Source organism: Roseovarius sp. MBR-6 (assembly GCF_040547525.1).
Classification (GTDB): Bacteria; Pseudomonadota; Alphaproteobacteria; order Rhodobacterales; family Rhodobacteraceae; genus Roseovarius.
In genome coordinates, this window is sequence record NZ_JBEPPW010000003.1 from 1 (window position 1) to 22,739 (window position 22,739).

A 22,739-nucleotide genomic window follows, 5' to 3' on the forward strand; every position below is an offset into this window, starting at 1 on the left:
ACGTTGCAGAAGCGCCCGCCCGGGGGGCGGTCGGGCGCTCGCGCGGCGGCGTGCAAGCACGCCTTGATTCCGCGCGGGGGACAGGAGGCGACCGTGCCCTCAAGGCCATTCACGACACCGTCCGCACCACATTGCACAGCACGGCAGGCCGGATCATCATTGGGTCACATCGCGCAGGCGTCGAACACTACTCGCTCAGGAACCCGCCCGATTGCCGCGACCAGAGCCGCGCGTAAAGCCCACCTTGCGCCAAGAGCGCGGTGTGACTGCCCTCTTCGACAATGCGCCCCTCTTCCATCACGATGAGCCGGTCCATCGCGGCAATGGTCGAGAGCCGGTGCGCTATGGCGATCACGGTCTTGCCCTGCATCAGCCGGTAAAGCTGTGCCTGAATCGCCGCCTCCACCTCGGAATCAAGCGCCGATGTCGCCTCGTCCAGCACAAGGATCGGCGCATCCTTGAGGGCGGCGCGGGCGATCGCGATGCGCTGCCGCTGCCCGCCCGAGAGCTTGACACCGCGCTCGCCGACATGCGCCTCCAGCCCGCGGCGGCCGCGTGCATCCACCAGCCCGGCGATGAAGTCCCCCGCCTCGGCCAGGTCGGCGGCGGCAAGGATTTCGGCCTCGGTGGCATCGGGGCGGCCATAGGCGATGTTGTCGCGCACCGAGCGGTGCAGGAGCGCGGTATCCTGCGTCACCACGCCGATGGCGGCGCGCAGGCTGTCTTGCGTCACCTCGCGGATATCCTGCCCGTCGATCTCGATGCGCCCGCCGCTCAGGTCATGGAACCGCAAAAGCAGGTTCACCAGCGTCGATTTGCCCGCCCCCGACCGGCCCACAAGCCCGACCTTCTCGCCGGGGGCGAGCGCGAGGTCGAGCCCGTCGATCACCGCCGGTTTGGCACCGACCGACCTGTCGTAGTCGAACCGCACCGCGTCGAACCGGATTGCCCCCCGCTCCACGGTCAGCGGGCGCGCGGCGGGCGCATCCTGAACCTTGCGCGGCATGGACAGCGTCGCAAGACCGTCGCGCGCGGTGCCGATATTCTCGAACAGCGCCGAAAACTCCCACATGATCCAGTGCGACATGTTCCCCAGCCGCAGCGCCAGCGGGATCGCCACCGCCAGCGCGCCCAGATCAATCCGCCCGTGCAGCCAGAGCCAGAGGCCGAGGCCCGTCACCGCCCCGGTCAGCAGTGCATTGAGCAAGTTCACGGTCATGTCCTGCACCGCCACCAGCCGCATCTGCCGGTAAACGGTTTGCAGGAACCCGTCGAGTCCGTCGCGCGCATGGGCCTCCTCGCGCGCGGCATGGCTGAAGAGCTTGACCGTGGCGATGTTGGTATAGCTGTCCACGATGCGGCCCGTCATGTCGGCGCGCGCATCGGCCTGCTCTTGCGACACCCGCCCCAGACGGGGGACGATCACCGCCAGCATCCCGCCATAGGCCAGCGCCCAGAGGGCAAAAGGCGCCGCCAGCCGGATATCCTGCGCCCCGGCGAGCACCAGCGCACCGACGAAATAGGCGAGGATATAGACCGCCACATCCATCAGCTTCATCACCGTCTCGCGCACGGCAAGTGCTGTCTGCATCAGGCGCGTGGCAATGCGGCCGGCGAATTCGTCCTGGAAATAACCCAGCGACTGCCCCAGCAGCCAGCGATGTCCCTGCCAGCGGATGCGCTGCGGGAAATTGCCCATCAGGGTCTGATACATGATCAGCGCGCCGATCACGCTGAGCCCGGGCAAGACCACCAGCAGCAGCACCGCCATGCCGCCCAGCCGCGCGGATTCTTCCGCCAGAAACCGCTCCGGCCCCAGCTCCGCCATGCGATTGACCAGCGTGCCGAGATAGCCCAGCAGGACGATCTCGACTGCCGCAATCAGCGCCGAGATGACCGCCATGGCGATGAGCCACGGCGCGACGGGGCCGGCATAATGCCACAGGAAAGGCCAGAACCGCGCGGGCGGTTGCGTCGGTGGCGGCGCAGGATAGGGGGCGATGCGCGCTTCGAAATAGCCAAACAGTCGGTTCATCTCCGTCTCCGAAATGCAAGGGGGCGCGCAGATGACCCGCGCGCCCCCGAAATCTCGAAGCGGATCAGTCTCAGACGAGGATTTTCGACACGACGCCTGCGCCGACGGTGCGGCCGCCTTCGCGGATGGCGAAGCGCAGGCCGTCTTCCATGGCGATGGGGGCAATGAGTTCAACCGTGAATTTCAGGTTGTCGCCGGGCATCACCATTTCCGTGCCTTCGGGCAGTTCCACCGTGCCGGTCACATCCGTCGTGCGGAAGTAGAATTGCGGGCGGTAGTTGGCGAAGAACGGCGTGTGACGGCCACCCTCTTCCTTGGTCAGGATATAGGCCTCGGCCTCGAACTTGGTGTGCGGCTTCACCGAGCCGGGCTTGCACAGGACCTGCCCGCGCTCCACGCCCTCACGGTCGATGCCGCGCAGGAGCGCGCCGATATTGTCGCCCGCCTCACCGCGATCCAGAAGCTTGCGGAACATCTCGACGCCGGTGCAGGTCGTCTTGCGGGTGTCGCGGATGCCCACGATCTCGAGCTCGTCGCCCACATTCACCACGCCCCGCTCGACGCGGCCCGTCACCACGGTGCCACGGCCCGAGATCGAGAACACGTCCTCGATCGGCATCAGGAACGGCTGGTCCACGGCGCGCGCGGGCGTCGGGATATAGGCGTCGACGGCGGCCATCAACTCGCGGATCGAGTTTTCGCCGATCTCCGGGTCGCGCCCTTCCATCGCCGCCAGCGCCGAGCCCTTGACGATCGGAATGTCGTCGCCGGGATACTCGTAGGAGGTCAGCAGCTCGCGCACCTCCATCTCCACCAGCTCCAGCAGTTCCTCGTCATCGACCTGATCGACCTTGTTGAGATAGACCACCATGTAGGGAATGCCCACCTGACGGCCCAGAAGGATATGCTCGCGCGTCTGCGGCATCGGGCCGTCGGCCGCGTTCACCACCAGGATCGCGCCGTCCATCTGCGCCGCACCGGTGATCATGTTCTTCACGTAGTCGGCGTGGCCCGGGCAGTCGACGTGGGCGTAATGGCGCGCCTCGGTCTCATACTCCACATGCGCCGTCGAGATCGTGATCCCGCGGGCCTTCTCCTCGGGCGCACCGTCGATCTGGTCATAGGCACGGAACTCGCCGAAATACTTCGTGATCGCCGCCGTCAGCGTCGTCTTGCCGTGGTCAACGTGGCCGATCGTGCCGATGTTCACATGCGGCTTGTTACGTGCAAACTTTTCCTTTGCCATCTCTCGGGGCACCTTGTCAGTTGGGGGGCCGCCCGGCCCGGTTCTTGCTCCGCGCGCCGTTTAGGGGGTTACGGCGGGAAAATCAAGCGCGTCTTGGCGCACTCATGTGCCGGGGGTAACCTCGATTGCCGCCACCTCCGCCGCCGCCTCGGGCCGCCCCGAAATCAGCCCGATCTTTTCGTTCGCAGGCCGCCCGTCATCCTCGAACCAGCCGAACTCGTCGTTCTGCCGGTTGAGCCAGGTCTCGATCAGCTTGGCCGCGTTGCGGCTGAGGTTCGCCATCTGAACCTCCTTGCTCTGCGTCAGCCCCGATCCGAAGATCGTGTTGCCCGATATCGTCTCCATCACCGTGACCAGATGCGGCTTGTCGTTGAGTTTTTTGCCCGCTGCATCATCCCAGACCGTCACGTTGAGAATGAGCGCCGATTTTGGCGAGGCCACCAGTGGCACGCCGGGAATCGCCAGAACATAGCCCTCGACGCTCACCCCCAGGTGATAGAGCCTGGTGCCCTCGTGACGCCCCATCCGGTCGGTGATGGCCTGCGTCATGGCCTCGATCCACTCTTCCTTGGTGGCCGCGCGCGAGGCCGGTCCCCTGGTCAGGTTGGGGGCCACCACGACGTTATGTCCAAGCTGGAAATTGCCCATGTAAGGCACTTCCTCGTCCAGATCGTTCGACCCGGCACAAGCGGCCAGAAACAGAACCCCCAAAAGGGCAAAGAGACGGATCATGCAGTTCATCCCTGTCACAAACTCGCGCCGCAATATCCCAGCCGGGCCACGAGCGCAATGATTTGCCCCGCCCACGTCCGAAGCCTATATGCCCCCTATCCGGAAGGGGAACGCCATGACCGCGACAGACACAGCCCCGACGCCCGTGCGCGTGCCGCTCGTCACGGAACCGCTCGGCATTCTTGGCTCGCTGCGCGCGGCGCGCGAGAACGTGCTTTCGATCATTCCCGATATTGCCACGCGACAGCCCATGGTCTCTGGCCGCACCGGCAAGCGCTGGCATATGGTGACGGATCCGGGCGCAATCCGGCGGATGCTGCTGGAGGAGCTGGACAATTACCCCAAGTCTCTGGTCACCAAGAACCTCTTGCGCCCCGCGATAGGCGAGTCGCTCTTCATTGCCGAAGGCGCGCATTGGCGTTGGCAGCGGCGCGCGGCGGCGCCGGTGTTTTCGCATCGCAACGTGATGAACCTCGCCCCCGTGATGACAGCGGCGGCCGAGCGAAGCGCCGCGCGTATCACAGGCGCGGGGCCGCGCGCGGTGGACATGGCCGCCGAGATGGTGCGCACCACCTTCGACGTGATCGCCGATGTGACCTTTTCCGGCGATGGCAGCTTTGACGCCGAGGGCGTGCATCGCGGCATCGACGCCTATATCGCGGAGGCCGGGCGCATCTCGCTGTTCGACATTCTGGGCCTGCCCGACTGGGTGCCGCGTCCGGGGCGGATCATGGCGGGCGGCTCGGTGGCCGAGATGAAGCGCGTGGCCGATGCGGCGGTCGAGGCGCGCCGCGCGCGGGGGGCGCAGCCCGGCGTGCCCGACCTGCTCGACCTCTTGCTCGACGGCGAGGACCCCGAGACCAAACGCCGGATGAGCACGCCCGAATTGCGCGACAACCTCTTGACCTTCATCGTTGCGGGCCACGAGACGACCGCGCTCGCGCTTGGCTGGTCGCTTTATCTCTGCGCCTTTGATCAGGGTGTCCAGGACCGCGCGCGCGCCGAGGCGCAGGACCTCTTGCAGGGCCGTGCCGCCACCGGCGAGGATGTGGCACGTCTGCCCTATATTCGCCAGATCATCGACGAAGCGCTGCGCCTCTACCCGCCTGCGGGCATCGTCTCGCGCACGGCACTGAAATGCGATACACTCTGCGGGCGCGAGATCCGGCCCAATGACACCGTGATCATACCGATCTATGCGCTGCACCGGCATCACAGGCTGTGGCAGGATCCCGACGCCTTTCGCCCCGACCGTTTCGCGGATCGCAAGGCCATCGAGCGCTACAGCTACCTGCCGTTCGGAGACGGGCCGCGCATCTGCATCGGGGCCAGCTTTGCGCTGCAAGAGGCGGTGATCATCCTCGCCACGCTTTTGTCGCGCTTCCGCTTCACGCCCGTGCCGGGACGCGACCCCGACCCGGTGATGATCCTCACGCTGCGCCCTCAGGGTGGCGTGTGGCTGATGGCCGAGGCGGTGTGAGGCGGGAGTGCAACGGTCGCTCGACACCGCGACCTTGAAGCCCCTTGTCCGGGATCAGCGCCAAGAAAGTTGAAAACTTTCTTGATCGGAATTTTTTCAAAATTCCGCGTCGCCACTTCGGCGCCGGGGGCCTGCCGTCGTCAGCGCGTCGGCACCGGCTCCTCGCCGCGATAGTCGTAGAACCCCCGCCCCGTCTTGCGCCCGAGCCAGCCCGCCTCGACATATTTCGTCAGCAGCGGACAGGGCCGGTATTTCGTGTCCGCCAATCCGTCATGCAGCACGTTCATGATCGCAAGGCAGGTATCCAGTCCGATGAAATCCGCCAGTTCAAGCGGTCCCATCGGGTGATTGGCCCCAAGCTTGAGCGAGCGGTCGATGGAGCGCACATTCCCCACCCCCTCATAGAGCGTATAGACCGCCTCGTTGATCATCGGCATCAGGATGCGGTTGACGATGAAGGCGGGAAAATCCTCGGCGCTCGCCGCCGTCTTGCCGAGGCGTTCAACCACGCCAAGGCAGGTATCAAAAGTGGGCTTGTCGGTGGCGATGCCCCGGATCAGTTCCACCAGTTGCATCACCGGCACCGGGTTCATGAAATGAAACCCCATGAATTTCTCGGGCCGGTCGGTGCGGGAGGCCAGCCGCGTGATCGAGATCGACGAGGTGTTCGAGGTCAGGATCGTGTGCTCTGCCAGATGCGGCAGCAGCGCGTCGAAAATCTTCTGCTTGATGTCCTCGCGCTCGGTCGCGCTCTCGATGATCAGGTCGGCCTTGCCGACCGCGGGCAGATCCACCGTCGTGGTGATCCGCGCAAGCGTGGCCTCCATCTTGTCGGCGGTGATCTTCTCGCGGCTCACCTGCCGCTCGAGGTTCTTGCGGATCGTGGCCACCGCCTTTTCCAGCGCCTCCGCGCTGATATCGTTGAGCAGCACGTCATAGCCTGCCAGCGCCATCACATGCGCGATGCCGTTGCCCATCTGTCCCGCGCCCACAACGCCCACCGTCCGGATATCCATGGCCCGCCCCTTAATCATCTGTCGCGCGCAACATAGGCCCCGGCGGGGATGCGCCGCAAGGGCCGGTTTCCGCGAAAATATGCCTCAAATGCGCGCTTTAGCGGATTGGTAAGACGAATCGGCGAGGCTTGTCTCCGGGTGACTGAAAAAGGGTGGGAACCATGGCGTTTGAACGCTTGGGGCGGCGGCCTCTTGACTATCGGCCTGTGCGCTATCGCGGCGTGCGGCTGTCCTTTCGCGGCCCGGCACGCGATCTGCGACGGGGCTATGTGGCCTGCCTGGGCGGGACCGAAACATACGGCACCTTTGTGGAGCGGCCCTGGCCTGCGTTGCTGGACTCGATCGACGGCGCGGCTTGCCTCAATCTCGGCGTGCCCAATGCCGGACCGGATCTGTGGCTGGCGTCCGGCGGGCCGCTGCCGCTTGTCCAAACGGCCCGCGCCGTCGTGCTGCAAATCCCCTGCGGGATGAACCTCAGCAATCCGTTCTATGCCGTTCATCCGCGCCGCAACGACCGTTTCCTGCGCCCGGCACCCCCGCTTGAGCGGCTCTACCCCGAGGTGGACTTCACCGAATTCCACTTCACGCGCCATATGATGCGCCGACTGCACGCGCTCTCGCCCGAGCGGTTCGCGCAGATGCGCGCAGCCGTTCAGGCGGCATGGACACGGCGCATGGCGCAGCTTCTGGACCGGATCGGGCCGCCCGTGATCCTGCTGTGGCTCTCGAACCATGCGCCGGGTTCAGGCGCGGATTGCGGCGGCATCGACACCGACCCGGCCTTTGTCAGCCGCGCCATGCTCGACACGATCGCACCACGCGCGCAGCGCGTCGTGACCTCGGTCATTTCCCACACGGCCCGCGCACAGGGCACGCGCGGGATGTATTTCGACCTGATGGAGGAAAGCGTCGCCACAGCCCTGCCCGGACCGCTCGCCCATCGGGAGGTGGCCGAGGCGCTGCGCCCGACGCTTACGGCGATGCTCAACGAAAAAGGGCCCGCGCCGCGCGCAGGCCCTTCGTGAAATTCCTGATAAATCAGAGCTTTTCGACCAGCTCCGGCACAGCGGTGAAGAGGTCCGCCACAAGGCCGAAATCGGCCACCTGGAAAATCGGGGCCTCCTCGTCCTTGTTGATGGCAACGATGATCTTGCTGTCCTTCATCCCCGCAAGGTGCTGGATCGCGCCCGAGATACCCACCGCGACATAGAGATCGGGTGCCACCACCTTGCCGGTCTGCCCCACCTGCCAATCATTCGGCGCATAGCCCGAATCGACCGCCGCGCGGCTGGCACCAACAGCGGCCCCAAGCTTGTCGGCAAGGCTCTCGATCAGGGCGAAATCGTCCTTCGACCCCACGCCGCGCCCGCCCGAGACCACGACGCCCGCCGAGGTGAGTTCGGGCCGGTCAGACGCCGCAACCTTGTCCTCGACCCACTCGCTGAGGCCCGGATTGGACGCCGCGCCGATGCTTTCAATGGCGCAGGCCGCCTGCTCGCCCGCCGCGTCAAAGGTCGAGGTGCGAAAGCTCACGACCTTCTTGGCATCGCGCGATTTCACCGTCTGGATCGCGTTGCCCGCGTAGATCGGCCGCTCGAACGTGTCCGCGTCAACCACGCCCGACACATCCGAAATCACCATCGCATCCAGCAGCGCCGCCACCCGCGGCAGAACGTTCTTGGCATCCGTGGTGGCCGGGGCGACGATATGCGAATAATCGCCCGCGAGGCTTACGATCAGCGCCGCCGTGGGTTCCGCCAGACGGTGCCCGAGCGTGGCATCCTCGGCCACCAGCACCTTTGTCACGCCCGCGATCTTCGCGGCCGCAGCCCCCGCCGCCGCCGCAGAGGCCCCGGCACAAAGCGCCGTCACGTCGCCCAGTTTTGCCGCCGCCGTCACCGCCTTGGCGGTCGCGTCCACATTGAGCTGACCATCGGTCACCTCGGCCAGAAGAAGAACCGCCATCACACCACCCCCGCTTCTTTCAGTTTCGCCACCAGCTCATCGACCGAACCGACGATGACACCGGCCTTGCGCGTCTCGGGCTCGGTGGTTTTCACGATCTCGAGGCGCGGGCTCACATCGACGCCGTAATCGGCCGCCGTCTTTTCATCGAGCGGCTTTTTCTTGGCCTTCATGATGTTGGGCAGGCTCGCATAGCGCGGCTCGTTGAGCCGCAGATCGACCGTCACGATGGCGGGCATCGCCACCTTGATGGTCTGCAACCCGCCATCGACCTCACGTGTCACCAAGGCGCTGTCGCCCTCGACCTCGAGCTTGGAGGCAAAGGTCGCCTGGCTCCAGCCCAGGAGCGCCGACAGCATCTGCCCGGTGGCGTTCATGTCGTTGTCGATCGCCTGCTTGCCGCAGAGCACGAGGCCGGGGGCCTCTTCCTCGACGATTTTCGCAAGGATCTTGGCCACGCTGAGAGGTTCGATGTCCTGATGCACGTCATCGGCGGCAACGACCAGAATCGCCCGGTCCGCCCCCATCGCCAGCGCCGTGCGCAGCGTCTCCTGCGCCTGCTTCACGCCGATGGAGACCGCGATCACCTCGCTGGCCTTGCCCGCCTCCTTCAGACGGATCGCCTCTTCCACGGCAATCTCGTCGAACGGGTTCATCGACATCTTCACATTCGCAAGATCGACCCCGCTGCCATCCGCCTTGACACGGACTTTCACGTTATAATCGATCACGCGCTTGACAGGCACGAGCACCTTCATCGGCACGGTCTCCCTTACAGTGATGGGGGACGGCGACGCCCCCCGGCTTGGCTCTTCCGCGCGTTGATACCGGCTCGGGCGCGGGGAAAACAGGGCAAAATCGTCACGTCATGATCCGGGGACGCCACGTTTTCGCGGTTTCTGCCCCCGCACCGTTACAGAAATGTGTCAGCGGTTCGCGCCGGGTATCCAGAGCACATCTGCCTTGCCGCCGTCATTGGCCATTCTTGCGGCCACGAACATCCAGTCGCTGAGCCGGTTGAGATAGCGGATTGCCGCCTCGTTGACCTGCTCGAGCGCGGCCAGTTCCACCACCAGACGCTCGGCGCGCCGCGACACGGTCCGGCAGAGATGCAGATGCGCGGCAAGCGGGCTGCCGCCCGGCAGGATGAAGCTGCGCAAGGGCTCCAGATGCGCGTTCATCGCGTCGATCTCGGCCTCGAGCCGGTCCACCTGCGCCGCCACCATGCGCAAGGGCGTGTATTCGGCCTCGGCGTCCTTTTCCATGTCCGGCAGGCACAGATCGGCCCCCAGATCGAACAGGTCGTTCTGGATCCGCGCCAGCGCCGCGTCGGTCTCGCCCGTCGCATGAAGCCGCGCCAGCCCAAGCGTCGCGTTGACCTCGTCCACCGTGCCATAGGCGGTGACGCGCGCGGAGTGTTTCGCCACCCGCGCACCGTTGCCAAGCGCGGTCTCGCCCGCATCGCCCGTGCGCGTGTAAATCTTGTTGAGCACCACCATGGTCTTAGCCTCCCTGCCTGCGGACATAGACGAACAGCAGGATCAACAGCACAGCCACGAATTGTGCGATGATCCGCCACCACATGTATTTGTTGGCGCGCTTGGCGTTTTCGACCCCCTCCTTGCCGAAGGTCGATATGCCCCGGATAAGGATAAGCGCCGTCACCACACAGGCCGCCGCCACGAGAAGAAAGAATGGATCGCTGAGCATGTCGTCTCCCGTCCTCATCGCGCCCGAGGCCGATATCTAGGCCAGCGCGCAGCAAAAGCGAACCGTAAAATCCGCGACCGTCCCGCTCACCCTTTGGCGATCACCCAATCGAGCGCCCGCGTCGGCAAAATCCGCCTCAGAACCCCCATGAGGTAGGTCGGCGTCGTGACATAATAGCGTGCCCTCGGGCGCGCCGACTCGAGCGCATGGATCAGCTTCGTCGTCACCGCCGAAGGCGGCAGTTCGAACCGGTCTCGGCTGTAGTCGCCATAAAGCCGGGGCCGCAGTTTCGTGCGATACTCCTCGGCCCGCGCCGCGCCCTCCCAGTCGATCCACCGCTCGAAGGGCGCGCGCGCGTTCTCGCGGATTCTCGTCGTGACCGGTCCCGGCTCGATCAGGCTGACCTCGATGCCGGTGCCGCGCATCTCGATGCGCAGCGCGTCCGAAAGCCCCTCAAGCGCGAATTTCGTGCTAACATAGGCGCCGCGCCAGCCGATCGCGACCAGACCCAGCACCGACGAGCATTGCACGATCCGCCCCTGCCCCTGGGCCCGCATTGCGGGGATCACCTGCCGCGTGAGGTCGTGCCAGCCAAAGACATTGGCCTCGAATATCTCGCGCAGCGCGCCGCGCGGCAGATCCTCGACCAGCGCCGGACAGGCATAGGCCCCATTGTTGAAAAGCGCGTCGATCCGCCCGCCCGTGGCGTCCAGCATCTCCGCCACCGTCGCGTTGATGCTGACCTCGTCGGCATAATCAAGGCGTGGGCTTTCGAACCCCTCGGCGCGCAGCCGGTCGCAATCGGCCTGCTTGCGGCAGGTCGCGAAAACCCGCCAGCCGCGCGCGCGCAAGGTCCGCGCCGCGTCAAGGCCGATCCCCGACGAACAGCCGGTGATGAGGATTGTTTTCTGATCCATGCCCGCCTTCTTGGCGCGGGCGGGCGCGGGTTGCAAGGCTCAGTTGGCCGCGACCAGAAGCTGCGCCGCCATCCAGCCGATGTGCCCTGTCTCGATCACCCGCAGCTTGACCCAGCCTGCGCCATCGTCGCGCAGCACGATCACCTCGGTGTCGCGCGCAAGGCCGCCGATGCGCGCGAATTCCGTGCCCGGCCCGCTGCGCAGGTTGACCGACTGGCCCACGATGCGCCGCCGATCCTCGGCCCGCTCAGGCTCGTCGGCGACGGCGGGGGCGACGGCAGGGGTGGGCGTCGCCACCTCGACCGGCACGCCCCGGCGCGCAACCGTTGTCGGCACGACGATGCGCGGATCGACTGCGGGCACCTCCGCCGAGGCAAGCACAACCCGCGCGCGCCCCGTGCCAACCTCTTCGAGCGAGGCGGCCGCGCGGCTCACCTCTGCCGGGGCCTGTGCGATCTGGATCACGTTTTCGCGCAGCGGCCGCGCCTTGGGGCGGTGCGCCGCCAACAGCGCCCGCGCCTGAATGGAGTTCGGCGCGGGCACATACTCGGCCCCGCCGCTCATCTCGTAAAACGCCCATCCCATGAATACGAAAGAAATCAACACAAAGCGCCACATCGCGCGTCCCCCACATCACCACACGGTAAAATCATTTGCTTGGCAGCGAACGTATCGATACCCGATTCGCCGCGATTACGTGAGGGGAAATTCCAGCCCACAGCCGCTTGCCCGCGCCTCTGTGCTTTACGCGCCCGCCCCCCGGCGGTATCACAACATCCATGAGTGATTTGCTGAACGACCCCAACATGCGGCCCGAAGCAGTGGCCGAACCGCTCCGCCGTGCCATCGGCGAGCGGTATCTGACCTATGCGCTCTCGACCATCATGCACCGCGCCCTGCCCGATGCGCGCGACGGGCTGAAGCCGGTGCATCGCCGCATCCTCTATGCCATGCGCGAACTCCGGCTGTCCTCCACCGGGGGGTTTCGCAAATCGGCCAAGATCTCGGGCGATGTCATGGGCAACTACCACCCCCATGGCGATGCCGCGATCTATGACGCGATGGCGCGGCTCGCGCAGGATTTCGCGGTGCGCTACCCGCTCGTGGACGGGCAGGGCAATTTCGGCAATATCGACGGCGACAACCCCGCCGCCGCGCGCTATACCGAGGCCCGCCTCACGGTCTTCGCCGAGGCGCTGCTTGACGGGCTGGCCGAGGATGCCGTCGATTACCGCGACAATTACGACGGCACCCTGCGCGAGCCGGTCGTGCTGCCCGCGTCCTTTCCCAACCTTCTGGCCAACGGATCGTCGGGGATCGCGGTCGGCATGGCCACCAACATCCCGCCCCACAATATCGCCGAGTTGATCGACGCCTGCCTGCACCTGATCAAATCCCCCGAGGCCCGCGACGAGACCCTGCTGGGCCATATCCCCGGCCCCGATTTTCCCACCGGCGGCGTCATCGTCGAGCCGCGCGAGAGCATCGCGCAGGCCTACCTGACCGGGCGCGGCAGTTTCCGGCTCCGCGCGCGCTGGCATATCGAGGATCTGGGGCGCGGCGGCTGGCAGATCGTCATCACCGAGATCCCCTATCAGGTCCAGAAATCGCGCCTGATCGAGCGCATCGCCGAACTCATTCAGACCCGCAAGGTGCCGATCCTCGCCGATGTCCGCGACGAGAGCGCCGAGGATATCCGCCTTGTTCTCGAACCGCGTTCGCGCAATGTCGATGCGGACATGCTCATGGGGATGATGTTCCGCAATTCCGATCTCGAGGTGCGGTTCTCGCTCAACATGAACGTGCTGATCGACGGGGTGACGCCGCGCGTCTGCTCGCTGCGCGAGGTGCTGCGCGCCTTCCTCGATTTCCGGCAAGAGGTGCTCTTGCGTCGGTCGCGGCACCGGATGGACAAGATCGACCACCGGCTCGAGGTGCTCGAAGGGCTGATCGTGGCCTTTCTCAACCTCGACCGCGTGATCGACATCATCCGCTATGACGACGAACCCAAAGCCGCGCTGATGCGCGAGGACTGGGGCCGCAGATTCGTGCGCGCCACCTCCGAGGCCGATTACGTGCCCCCCGCCCCCGAGGGCGAGGACGGGCTTTCGGAGGTGCAGGCCGAGGCCATCCTCAACATGCGCCTGCGCAGCCTGCGCCGTCTCGAGGAAATGGAGCTGCGCGCCGAGCGCGACGCGCTGATGGCCGAGCGCGCCGGGCTCGAGGATCTGCTCGACGATGCCGCCCTGCAATGGGCCGCCATCGCCGATCAACTGCGCGAGGTGAAAAAGACCTTCGGCAAGAGCCACGCCATCGGCGCGCGCCGCACCACCTTCGCCGAGGCGGGCAGCATCGAGGAGGTGCCGCTCGAGGCGATGATCGAACGCGAGCCGATCACGGTGGTCTGCTCGCGCATGGGCTGGATCCGCGCCATGACCGGCCATATCGACCTCAATCGCGAGTTGAAATTCAAGGATGGCGACGGCCCGCGCTTCCTGTTCCATGCCGAGACCACCGACCGGCTGCTTGTTTTCGGCTCGAACGGGCGCTTCTATACCCTCTCGGCCGCGAACCTGCCCGGCGGGCGCGGCATGGGCGAGCCCTTGCGCCTGATGGTCGATCTGCCCAACGAGGCCGAGATCGTGACGCTTTTCATCCACCGTCCGGGCGGCAGGCTTCTGGTGGCGTCCTCCACCGGCGATGGCTTTGTCGTCCCCGAAGAGGAGGTGCTGGCCCAGACCCGCGCGGGCAAGCAGGTTCTCAACCTTCGCGCGCCCGCCCGCGCGCAGGTCTGTCGCCCCGTCACCGGCGATCACGTCGCCTGCGTCGGCGAAAACCGCAAGGTGCTGGTTTTCCCGCTTGCCGACCTGCCCGAACTGGGCCGGGGCAAGGGCGTGCGGCTCCAGAAATTCAAGGATGGCGGCCTGTCGGACGCCACCACCTTCGCGCTTGCCGAGGGCCTGAGCTGGCGCGATCCGGCAGGGCGCACCCGCACCGAGACGGACCTCACCGAATGGCTGGCGAAGCGCGCAAGTTCGGGCCGCATGGCCCCGCGCGGCTTTCCCCGTGACAACCGGTTCAACTGACACCACGGGCGATCATGGCCCGGATCAGCTGATTCACGCCGGAATTTTCAAAAAATTCCGGCCAGGAAAGTTGTGAACTTTCCTGGCGCGTGGCCCGGCATGAGAGATCAGGGCACGCGGCGTCCGACCACTGCGTCAGCGCAACCCGTCAGCCCCGCCGCTCTCCCAGCGAGAGCGTATGCGCGCGCAGCCATTGCATGAAGCCGCGCGGATCGCTTTCGAGCATCGCCATGCGCTCGGGCGGGATCGGCGCGCCGACCACCGGCTTTTGCGGGTGGTTGCAGCTCTTGACCACCTCGTGCAGCAAAAGCCCCTGACGCATCGTCGCCGAAATCCGGTTGGCCATCTGATACAGGCGCGAATTCGATCCCGGAAAATAGATCGGCACCACCTGCGCACCCGAGCGCCGGATCATCTGCGCGGTGAACACGTTCCACTCGCGCTCGATCACCGGACCGAACAGCGTGTCCGACGACGCCACGACACCGGAGGGAAACACGCTGATGACACCCCCATCCTTGAGATGCGCCATCGCTTGCGCGCGCATATCGACCGATTTGCGCTGCGCGTCGGGCTCATGCGGAAACGGCACCGAAATCATGTAGGAGGCCGCCACCTCGTCGATGCCGGTCAGCAGCGCGCGCGTCAGGATCTTGTAATCGGTGCGCCGCCGCCCGATCAGATCGGCCAGGATCATCCCGTCCACAAGCCCGTGCGGATGGTTCGCCACCACCACGACCGGCCCGTCGAGCGGAATATTGGCCACCTCGTCATCAGGCGTGAGCAGCGGAATCCCCATCGTGTCGAGCGCCGCGCGCCAGAACGCCTGCCCCGTGGGCGCGCCGCGTTTCTCGAAGGCGCGGATCATGCGGATGATGGTCAGCTTGCCGGTAAACCACTCCATCGTGCGGATGATCGTCGCGGTGACCGGGCTGTCGAAACTGTTGGCATAGGTCAGGCTGCGGCGGTCATACTTGGTGAAGAGGATCTCACCGCCCGCCTCCTCGCCGGCCTGTGGCTGCGCCTTGATGCTCACTCGGTCCGTCCCGTTCCGTTCTGTCAGGGGCCGCGTGGCCTACATTTCCTCGCCGAAACGGTCGGCGATCAGCACCGCCAAAGCCTCGGCCAGCGGTTCTGCATCGGCCCCCGCGATTTCGACGTCAATAGTGCTTCCCCGCGCCGCTGCCAACATCAAAAGCCCCATGATGCTGTCGCCCGAGGCCGATAGGCCGCCATGACGCACCTCGACCGTTGCGTCAAAGCCCTCGACCACCTCGACAAACTTGGCGGCCGCGCGCGCGTGAAGCCCCTTTTCATTGACGATCTCGAGGGCCCGCCGCGTGCTCTCACCCATGTTGCATTCCTTCATTCGACCGAGACATTGTGGCTGTCGATATACTTGCGCCCCGCCTCGAGCGCAGCCCTGACCGCATCGGGCACCGGCATGTGGCGGCTTTTGGCCAGTTTGATCAACATCGGCAGATTCGCCCCGTAAAGGATCCGCCGGTTGTCAGGGCGGCAGGCGCGCAGCGACAGGTTCGAGGGCGAGCCGCCGAACATATCCGTGACGATCACCACCCCGCCCCCTGTATCGACCGCATCGGCGGCGGCGCAAATCTCGTCCTGCTTGCCCGCGCGGTCATGATCGCCCTCGACGCTCACGGCCACAACACTCCCCTGCGCGCCGACCACATGTTCGACCGCCCTCAGGTATTCGCGGGCCAGCCCGCCATGTGCCACGATCACGATTCCGATCATGACCGCCCGCTCCCCGGCTCACGCCGCTCTATTTCCCTGTGTCTTATTGACACCGGCCAGCCTTGCTCTGCAAGCCTTGCCGTCAGCATTTCGGCCACGGCAACACTGCGGTGTTGTCCCCCGGTGCAGCCGAACCCGATGGCCAGATAGGCCTTGCCCTCGGCCTCATGCGCCGGCAGCACCAGATCGAGAAGCGCGCAAAGGCGCTCGAAGAACTCCGCGAAACGCGGATCGCCCGTCACATGGGCGCGGACATCGGCGCTGCGTCCGTCAAGGGCGCGCAAGGCCTCGTGCCAGTGCGGGTTTCTGAGAAACCGGCAGTCGAACACAAGATCGAGGCCGCGCGGCATCCCGCGCTTGTAGGAAAACGACTGCACCGAGATCGCCAGCCGTCCGGCACCTTGGGGTGCGAACCAGCGGGCAAGCTCCGCGCGCAGATCATGCGGCGACATCTCGGAGGTGTCCACGACGATATCGGCGCGCGCGCGGACCGGACCAAGCAGGTCCATTTCCTGCGCAATGCCCACTTCGGGGCTATCGTCGGGGGCAAGCGGATGGCGCCGTCTTGTCTCGGAAAATCGCCGCAGCAGGATTTCGGGCCGGCAATCGAGATAGAGCACCTGCATCACGCCGGGCGGCACGAATGCGCCGCTGTCGATCACCTCGATGAGCGCCTGCGTCGAGAAATCCCGATTGCGCACGTCGATGCCAAGCGCCAGCGGCTTGTCGGGTTCGTGCCCGTCAAGAAGGCGTGGCAAGAGCGAGAGCGGCAGATTGTCGATCGCCTCGAAGCCCAGATCCTCGAGCACATGAATGGCCGTGCTGCGCCCCGCACCCGAGGGGCCGGTCACCAGAACGAGCGGATGGGGTTGCTCCGCAGATGAAACGGGGGACACCATGGCTTTTGTTCGTTTCCTCAGATTGGACCATTTCCCTTGAGATAGAGCAGAATCGAGGCCGAAAAATGAGCAGAGGGCGCGTTTTCGACGAGCGGCACGCGAAGTCCGGCCAAAACCGTCGTTTTTTGCACCGGCAACCGTCCCTCGGCCCTTGCGTCGAGATCGACCACCAGCGCCAGCGGCGCAGGCCCCGTGGCGTCGAGGTGCAGGATGCCGACCCCCCGCGCCTCGATCAGGCCCCGGATCGTGTCGGGCGCGTCCGCCATCACCTGCGCGCCCGCGCGCCAGATCCGCGTGCGGTCATCCGCCACCAGCCCCGCGCCCAGCGCGATCAGCCGCAGCGCCAGCGCGGACTTGCCCGCCCCCGACGCCCCCCGGATAAGCACGGCCCGGCCCGCCAGCGCCACGCAACTGCCGTGGATCACCTCGCCGGGCAGCGGACCTTGTGTCATCGGTCAGACCGGCAGGCCCACCACAAACCGCGCGCCAAGCGGTTCCGAGGTGGCATCGGCCTGCGTCGGGTGGATGTTCTCGGCCCAGATCACACCCTCATGGGCGTCCACGATCTGCTTCGAGATCGCCAGTCCAAGACCGGAATTGTTGCCGAAGTCGCCCTCGGGCCGTTCCGAATAAAACCGCAGGAACACCTTTTCCAGCGCCTCGGGCGGGATACCCGGCCCGGTATCCTCGACCACCACCAGCACGCGATTGGCGCGGCGGCGTGCCCAGACGCGGATCGCATCGCCCTCGTCGCAGAAACTGATGGCGTTGGTGATCAGGTTGACAAAGACCTGTGCCAGACGCGCCTCCAGTCCGGTGATCACCACCGGTTCCTTGGGGAAATCGGTGATGAACTCGATCCCCTTCTTCTCGGCCTCCTCGCCCAGATAGGTGCCGAGATTGCGCAAGAGGCCAAGAAGGTCAAAGGCTTCCTGCGTTTCGCGGACAAGCTCGCTGTCAAGCCGCGAGGCGTTGGAAATATCGCTCACCAGCCGGTCGAGCCTTCGCACATCGTGCTCGATCACCTCGAGCAGGCGCTCGCGCTGATCTTCACGCTTGGCGATGCGCATGGTGCCCACGGCCGAGCGCAGGCTCGCGAGCGGGTTCTTGATCTCATGGGCCACATCGGCGGCGAATTGCTCGTTGCTCTCGATCCGGCTGTAGAGGGCACCGACCATGCCGCGCAACGCCCCAGAGAGACGCCCGATCTCGTCGGGGCGCGCCGTAAGGTCGGGGATGCGGATGCGTCCGCTCGCCCCCTTGCCCCGGTTGCGCTCGCGCCCGATCTCGGCCGCCGCCGCCAGATCGGCCAGCGGATTCGAGATGGTCGAGGCCAGAACGAGGCTCAGCCCCACCGAAATCAGCGTGGCGATGAGAAACATCTGCAACACGCGCTCTCGCTCGCCCGCCGCCAGACGCTCGATCTCGCCCGAGGTGTCGGCCAGCGCGATCACGGCCACGGGCCCGCCCGCGCGCATGACCGGGGCGCTGGCCGCAAGGATCACGCTGCCCGCGCCCTCTTCGATGCGGACCTGTCCGCCCTGGCGCAACGAGATATCGGCCATGGCGCGCAACGTGTTGGCAAGCGCCTCCTCCGGATCGCGGTCGGCACCTGTGGCAAAGTGGCGTGAAACCGACCCCCAGACCCACGAAATCAGATCCGTGAGCGGCGTGTCGGGCAGGGTTTCGAGGCCGCGGGCACCCGGAAGATCGCCGGTTTTCCGACCGATCAGGTTGCCCTCGGTGTCAAACAGGAACAACTCCGTTCCCGCGCGCACAGCGAGCCGCTCGAGCGTATCGGCGACATCCACGCCGTCGCCTGTGGCAAGGTTCACGGGCGCGCTTTGGGGCAGACGCGCGGCCACGACATCGGCAGTGAGCGCCGCGCGCTCGCGCAAGCCCTCGATGGTCTGATCGACAAGGGATGCCTGCGATCCGTTGAGATAAAGAATGCCGATCACGAGTATGTTGAGCGCGATCAGATTGAAGGTGACGATCTTGCGCATCAGCGGCGAGGCGCGCAGCGACAGCCAGCCACGCTGCGCACGCCGCGCCGTGATCTCGCTGTCCTCTACCCGGTCGGGGGCGACAAAGTCATCCCCGAGGACAAGGTCCCCGTCCTTTCGCGGCGGCATGTCGCGCACATCAATTCCCTCGGCAAGGGCCATCATTCCTCGTTGTAACGATACCCGATCCCGTAGAGCGTTTCGATAGCCGAGAATTCGGGATCGACCATCCGCAGTTTCTTGCGCAGGCGCTTGATGTGGCTGTCGATGGTGCGATCGTCCACATAAACCTGATCGTCATAGGCCACATCCATGAGCTGATCGCGGCTTTTGACAAAGCCGGGCCGCTGCGCGAGAGCCTGCAACAGCAGGAATTCGGTCACGGTGAGCGAAACATCCTGCCCCTTCCACGTCACCGAATGGCGCAGCGGGTCCATCCGCAACTCGCCCCGCTCGATCACCTTGTGCTCGTCGCCTTCGGGCACGATCCCGCCCACCGCGGCATCCTGCCTGCGCAGCAGCGCGCGGATGCGCTCCACCAGAAGCCGTTGGGAAAACGGCTTTTTCACGTAGTCGTCGGCCCCCATCCGCAGGCCGAGCACCTCGTCGATTTCGTCATCCTTGGAGGTGAGGAAAATCACCGGCATCTGCGATTTCTGCCGCAACCGCTGCAACAGGTCCATCCCGTCCATGCGCGGCATCTTGATGTCAAGCACCGCCATATCCGGCAACTTCTTTGAAAACGCTTCAAACGCCTGTTGACCGTCGTTATAGGTTTCCACCTCGAAGCCCTCGGCCTCGAGCGTCATGGAGACGGATGTCAGAATATTCCTGTCATCGTCCACAAGGGCGATCCTGGACATTGATTGATCCTTATGCTGCTCGTGTTGCCTGTTTTTTTCTTCACTATGCTACTTTTCTCCCTCACTTCGCAATCCAAAACTGCGAATCAGCCCGCAGTAGCGACCTCCATTGAGACAGAAATATCTTTCCAATGGCTAAATTGACTCAGTTTTCCCGTTTCGCGCGGTCACGGCGCGCCCCTGCCCCCCGGTGGTTGCGCTAACTTGCCACTGGTTGCGCTAACTGCGTGAAACCGCGCTGTTATTTCTTGAAACCGTCATGTTATGACCGCCGCAGCCGGGACATTGCGCCCGACCGGGACCGGAACCGGCCCCTCTTTCATGACAAACGCGCACGGGCGCGCTTTGACAGCAAGGAGCATGACAGAATGACAATCGAACGGGTCAATCCGGGTTTCCGGCTTGAGGATCAGGGCATCACCGGGCTCGGCCGCGTGCATTACAACCTGCTCGAACCGGCGCTCATCGAGGCCGCGATCCGGCGGGGCGAGGGCACCCTGGGCCTTGGCGGTGCGTTGCTCGTCTCGACCGGCACCTTCACCGGGCGCTCGCCCAAGGACAAGCATGTCGTGCGCACGCCGTCGGTTGAACACACGATCTGGTGGGAGAACAACGCCGCCATGTCGCCCGAGGGGTTCGACGCGCTTTATGCCGACATGCTGGCCTACATGAAGGACGGTGAATATTTCGTTCAGGACCTCGTCGGCGGCGCTGATCCCAAATACGCGATCAACGTGCGGATGATCTCGGAACTTGCCTGGCACAGCGTGTTCAACCGCACCATGCTGCGCCGTCCCGACCGCGAGTCCCTCGCCAGCTTCACCGCCGATTTCACGGTGATCAACTGCCCCGGCTTCAAGGCCGACCCGGCGAAACACGACTGCCGCTCCGACACCGTGATCGCGATGAATTTCGACCGCAAGCTGATCCTCGTCGGCAATACCGAATACGCTGGCGAAAACAAGAAATCCATCTTCACCCTGCTCAATTACCTTCTGCCCGAAAAAGGCGTCATGCCGATGCACTGCTCGGCCAACCACGCCGACGGCAATCCGGTGGATGCGGCCATTTTCTTCGGCCTTTCGGGCACCGGCAAGACCACGCTCTCGGCCGATCCGGCGCGCACGCTCATCGGCGACGATGAACATGGCTGGTCGGATCGCGGCACCTTCAATTTCGAGGGCGGCTGCTATGCCAAGACGATCAACCTCGACCCCGAGGCAGAGCCCGAGATTTACGCCACAACCTCGAAGTTCGGCACCGTGGTGGAAAACATGGTGTTCGATCCGGACACGCTGGAGCTTGATTTCGAGGATGACAGCCTGACGGCGAACATGCGCTGCGCCTATCCTCTGCATTATATCTCGAACGCCTCCGAGACAGCGCTTGGCGGGCATCCCAAGAACATCATCATGCTGACCTGCGACGCCTTCGGCGTGCTGCCGCCGATCTCGCGGCTGACGCCCGCGCAGGCGATGTATCACTTCCTGTCGGGCTTCACCTCCAAGATGGCCGGGACCGAGCGTGGCGTGACCGAGCCGCAGCCGGTGTTCTCCACCTGCTTCGGCGCGCCCTTCATGCCGCGCCGCCCCGAGGTCTATGGCAACCTGCTCAAGGCCAAGATCGCCAAGCACGGCGCGACCTGCTGGCTGGTGAATACCGGCTGGACGGGCGGGGCTTATGGCACCGGGTCGCGGATGCCGATCAAGGCCACCCGCGCGCTTCTGACCGCAGCACTCGACGGCTCGCTCGGCGAGGTGGATTTCCGCAAGGACCCGAATTTCGGCTTCGAGGTGCCTGTCTCGGTGCCGGGCGTGGCCGAGGTCCTGCTCGATCCGCGCCGCACCTGGGACGACGCGCAAGCCTATGACGCACAGGCGGCCAAACTGGTGCGGATGTTCGCCGACAACTTCGCCCAATACGTCCCCTTCATCGACGAGGACGTGAAGGCGGCGGCCATAGGCTGACCGGTTCGGGTCAAAACGCTTTCGGTTTTGCGGCAGGTCGAGCGCCTCGACCTGCCGTTTCTCATTGCCCCGAACGCAAAGCTCAGTCCCGTCCCTTTGGCCGCACCTCATAGCCCGGCTCTTCGGGTTCATCATCGACCATGTCCGCCGGGAATCCGGGCGCGGTGATGTCGAGGCCGGTGGCCTCTTCCAGCCGTCTTATGATGTCGTCGGACTGCGCCCGCGCGCCATATCGCGCCGCGCCGTCCCTGAAGATCTCGATCATCAGCGGCGAGATTTCCAGCGGCACGCCATGGCGCTCGGCGATCGACTGGAAGAGACCGATATCCTTCTGCACGAGATCCATGGTGAAATTGATATCGCGCGAGCCATTGAGGATCACCTGGCTTTCGGTCTCGTGGACAAAGGACGTGCCCGAACTGATGCGGATGGCCTCATAGGTGGTGGCCAGATCCATGCCCGCCGCCTTCATCGTCACCATCGCCTCGCAGAGCGTGAGCAGGTTCGCCGTGGCAAGGTAGTTGGTCATCACCTTGAGCACCGAGGCGCTGCCCAATTCGCCCGTGTGCAGGATGCGCCGCCCCATGGTCCTGAGCAGCGGCAGGATGCGCTCGAACGTGGCCCGGTCACAGCCCGCGAAGATCGAGATATTGCCGGTATCGGCGCGGTGACAGCCGCCCGAGACGGGGCAATCCACCGCAGCCCCGCCGCGCGCGATCACCTCCGCCCCGAGCCTGCGGATTTCCGCCTCGTCGGTGGTCGACATCTCCAGCCAGATCTTGCCGGGGGCCACCTCGGGGAGCATCCGGTCCATCACCGCCGCACTTGCCGCCGGAGAAGGCAGGCAGGTGATGACCACGTCACAGGCGCGCATCAATTCGGCGGGGCCATCCGCCACCCCGGCCCCGCGCGCGGCAAAGCGGTCGCACGCCCCGGCATCGAGGTCGTGAACCACAAGGTCATGGCCGTTGCGCAAGAGGCTCCCCGCCAGCTTGCCGCCGACATTTCCAAGCCCGATAAACCCGATTTTCATGCACATCCTCCCTGCGCCAAGCCTGC

At 65.3% G+C, this 22,739-nt stretch carries 22 protein-coding genes; 4 read left to right on the top strand and 18 right to left on the bottom strand.

Features of this window, described 5'->3' with window-relative positions:
- Positions 1 to 187 precede the first annotated feature (187 nt).
- The 3 genes from ABIE57_RS04575 to ABIE57_RS04585 all read right to left on the bottom strand — a co-directional run bounded on the left by ABIE57_RS04575 (position 188) and on the right by ABIE57_RS04585 (position 4,013).
- Positions 188 to 2,035: an ABC transporter ATP-binding protein gene (locus ABIE57_RS04575; RefSeq protein ID WP_354537829.1), complete on the bottom strand. Its 1,848-nt coding sequence runs from the start codon at positions 2,033 to 2,035 to the stop codon at positions 188 to 190.
- 70 nt (positions 2,036 to 2,105) lie between these two features.
- Positions 2,106 to 3,281, bottom strand: a complete 1,176-nt coding sequence (tuf, locus tag ABIE57_RS04580; RefSeq protein WP_354537830.1) for an elongation factor Tu — start codon at positions 3,279 to 3,281, stop codon at positions 2,106 to 2,108.
- Between the two features lie 102 nt (positions 3,282 to 3,383).
- Entirely contained in the window at positions 3,384 to 4,013 is a 630-nt protein-coding gene (locus ABIE57_RS04585; protein ID WP_354537831.1) for a hypothetical protein, read from the bottom strand.
- 115 nt (positions 4,014 to 4,128) lie between these two features.
- On the opposite strand from ABIE57_RS04585, the gene ABIE57_RS04590 reads away from it, so the two are divergent.
- Complete coding sequence (locus ABIE57_RS04590; protein ID WP_354537832.1) at positions 4,129 to 5,493, top strand: cytochrome P450; 1,365 nt, start codon at positions 4,129 to 4,131, stop codon at positions 5,491 to 5,493.
- Positions 5,494 to 5,633: 140 nt separating this feature from the next.
- On the opposite strand, the gene ABIE57_RS04595 is transcribed toward ABIE57_RS04590, so the two are convergent.
- Entirely contained in the window at positions 5,634 to 6,509 is an 876-nt protein-coding gene (locus tag ABIE57_RS04595; protein ID WP_354537833.1) for a 3-hydroxybutyryl-CoA dehydrogenase, read from the bottom strand.
- A 161-nt stretch (positions 6,510 to 6,670) separates the two neighbouring features.
- Between ABIE57_RS04595 and ABIE57_RS04600 the strand changes: the two genes are divergently transcribed.
- Positions 6,671 to 7,534 (top strand): DUF6473 family protein, encoded by an 864-nt coding sequence (locus ABIE57_RS04600; RefSeq protein WP_354537834.1) that lies wholly within the window; start codon positions 6,671 to 6,673, stop codon positions 7,532 to 7,534.
- A 13-nt stretch (positions 7,535 to 7,547) separates the two neighbouring features.
- Here the strand turns inward: ABIE57_RS04600 and ABIE57_RS04605 are convergent, their stop codons facing one another.
- From ABIE57_RS04605 to ABIE57_RS04630, 6 genes are all read right to left on the bottom strand, one after another.
- The gene (locus tag ABIE57_RS04605) at positions 7,548 to 8,474 is read right to left on the bottom strand and encodes an electron transfer flavoprotein subunit alpha/FixB family protein (RefSeq protein WP_354537835.1); all 927 of its coding nucleotides are present in this window, start codon (positions 8,472 to 8,474) and stop codon (positions 7,548 to 7,550) included.
- On the bottom strand, positions 8,474 to 9,232 hold the full coding sequence (locus tag ABIE57_RS04610; protein ID WP_354537836.1) for an electron transfer flavoprotein subunit beta/FixA family protein: 759 nt from the start codon (positions 9,230 to 9,232) through the stop codon (positions 8,474 to 8,476). The genes ABIE57_RS04605 and ABIE57_RS04610 overlap by 1 nt, the downstream gene beginning before the upstream one ends.
- A 168-nt stretch (positions 9,233 to 9,400) precedes the next feature.
- Positions 9,401 to 9,973: a cob(I)yrinic acid a,c-diamide adenosyltransferase gene (locus tag ABIE57_RS04615; protein ID WP_354537837.1), complete on the bottom strand. Its 573-nt coding sequence runs from the start codon at positions 9,971 to 9,973 to the stop codon at positions 9,401 to 9,403.
- A 4-nt stretch (positions 9,974 to 9,977) separates the two neighbouring features.
- Positions 9,978 to 10,184, bottom strand: a complete 207-nt coding sequence (locus ABIE57_RS04620) for a twin transmembrane helix small protein (RefSeq protein ID WP_354537838.1) — start codon at positions 10,182 to 10,184, stop codon at positions 9,978 to 9,980.
- Positions 10,185 to 10,270: 86 nt separating this feature from the next.
- The gene (locus ABIE57_RS04625; protein WP_354537839.1) at positions 10,271 to 11,101 is read right to left on the bottom strand and encodes an SDR family NAD(P)-dependent oxidoreductase; all 831 of its coding nucleotides are present in this window, start codon (positions 11,099 to 11,101) and stop codon (positions 10,271 to 10,273) included.
- A gap of 39 nt (positions 11,102 to 11,140) precedes the next feature.
- Positions 11,141 to 11,686: an SH3 domain-containing protein gene (locus tag ABIE57_RS04630; protein WP_354537840.1), complete on the bottom strand. Its 546-nt coding sequence runs from the start codon at positions 11,684 to 11,686 to the stop codon at positions 11,141 to 11,143.
- A gap of 194 nt (positions 11,687 to 11,880) precedes the next feature.
- On the opposite strand from ABIE57_RS04630, the gene ABIE57_RS04635 reads away from it, so the two are divergent.
- Complete coding sequence (locus tag ABIE57_RS04635; protein ID WP_354537841.1) at positions 11,881 to 14,187, top strand: DNA topoisomerase IV subunit A; 2,307 nt, start codon at positions 11,881 to 11,883, stop codon at positions 14,185 to 14,187.
- A 148-nt stretch (positions 14,188 to 14,335) separates the two neighbouring features.
- Here ABIE57_RS04635 and ABIE57_RS04640 read toward each other — a convergent pair whose 3' ends face one another.
- From ABIE57_RS04640 to ABIE57_RS04670, 7 genes are read right to left on the bottom strand one after another with little or no spacing between them, the layout of a single operon-like run.
- Entirely contained in the window at positions 14,336 to 15,223 is an 888-nt protein-coding gene (locus ABIE57_RS04640) for a lysophospholipid acyltransferase family protein (RefSeq protein ID WP_354537842.1), read from the bottom strand.
- A gap of 39 nt (positions 15,224 to 15,262) precedes the next feature.
- Positions 15,263 to 15,541 (bottom strand): HPr family phosphocarrier protein, encoded by a 279-nt coding sequence (locus tag ABIE57_RS04645; protein WP_354537843.1) that lies wholly within the window; start codon positions 15,539 to 15,541, stop codon positions 15,263 to 15,265.
- Between the two features lie 11 nt (positions 15,542 to 15,552).
- A complete protein-coding gene (locus ABIE57_RS04650; RefSeq protein ID WP_354537844.1) occupies positions 15,553 to 15,945 on the bottom strand; it encodes a PTS sugar transporter subunit IIA in 393 nt (130 codons plus the stop codon).
- On the bottom strand, positions 15,942 to 16,844 hold the full coding sequence (rapZ, locus tag ABIE57_RS04655) for an RNase adapter RapZ (protein WP_354537845.1): 903 nt from the start codon (positions 16,842 to 16,844) through the stop codon (positions 15,942 to 15,944). Before rapZ ends, ABIE57_RS04650 begins: the two co-directional genes overlap by 4 nt.
- Before the next feature lie 17 nt (positions 16,845 to 16,861).
- On the bottom strand, positions 16,862 to 17,296 hold the full coding sequence (locus ABIE57_RS04660) for an HPr kinase/phosphorylase (RefSeq protein ID WP_354537846.1): 435 nt from the start codon (positions 17,294 to 17,296) through the stop codon (positions 16,862 to 16,864).
- Between the two features lie 3 nt (positions 17,297 to 17,299).
- Positions 17,300 to 19,012, bottom strand: coding sequence for an ATP-binding protein (locus ABIE57_RS04665; RefSeq protein ID WP_354537847.1), 1,713 nt, complete (start codon positions 19,010 to 19,012; stop codon positions 17,300 to 17,302).
- A complete protein-coding gene (locus tag ABIE57_RS04670; protein WP_354537848.1) occupies positions 19,012 to 19,713 on the bottom strand; it encodes a response regulator transcription factor in 702 nt (233 codons plus the stop codon). Before ABIE57_RS04670 ends, ABIE57_RS04665 begins: the two co-directional genes overlap by 1 nt.
- 368 nt (positions 19,714 to 20,081) lie before the next feature.
- Here ABIE57_RS04670 and ABIE57_RS04675 point away from each other — a divergent pair, with 368 nt between their 5' ends.
- The gene (locus ABIE57_RS04675) at positions 20,082 to 21,680 is read left to right on the top strand and encodes a phosphoenolpyruvate carboxykinase (protein ID WP_354537849.1); all 1,599 of its coding nucleotides are present in this window, start codon (positions 20,082 to 20,084) and stop codon (positions 21,678 to 21,680) included.
- Between the two features lie 82 nt (positions 21,681 to 21,762).
- Here ABIE57_RS04675 and ABIE57_RS04680 read toward each other — a convergent pair whose 3' ends face one another.
- Positions 21,763 to 22,713, bottom strand: coding sequence for an NAD(P)-dependent oxidoreductase (locus ABIE57_RS04680; protein ID WP_354537850.1), 951 nt, complete (start codon positions 22,711 to 22,713; stop codon positions 21,763 to 21,765).
- Between the last annotated feature and the right edge of the window lie 26 nt (positions 22,714 to 22,739).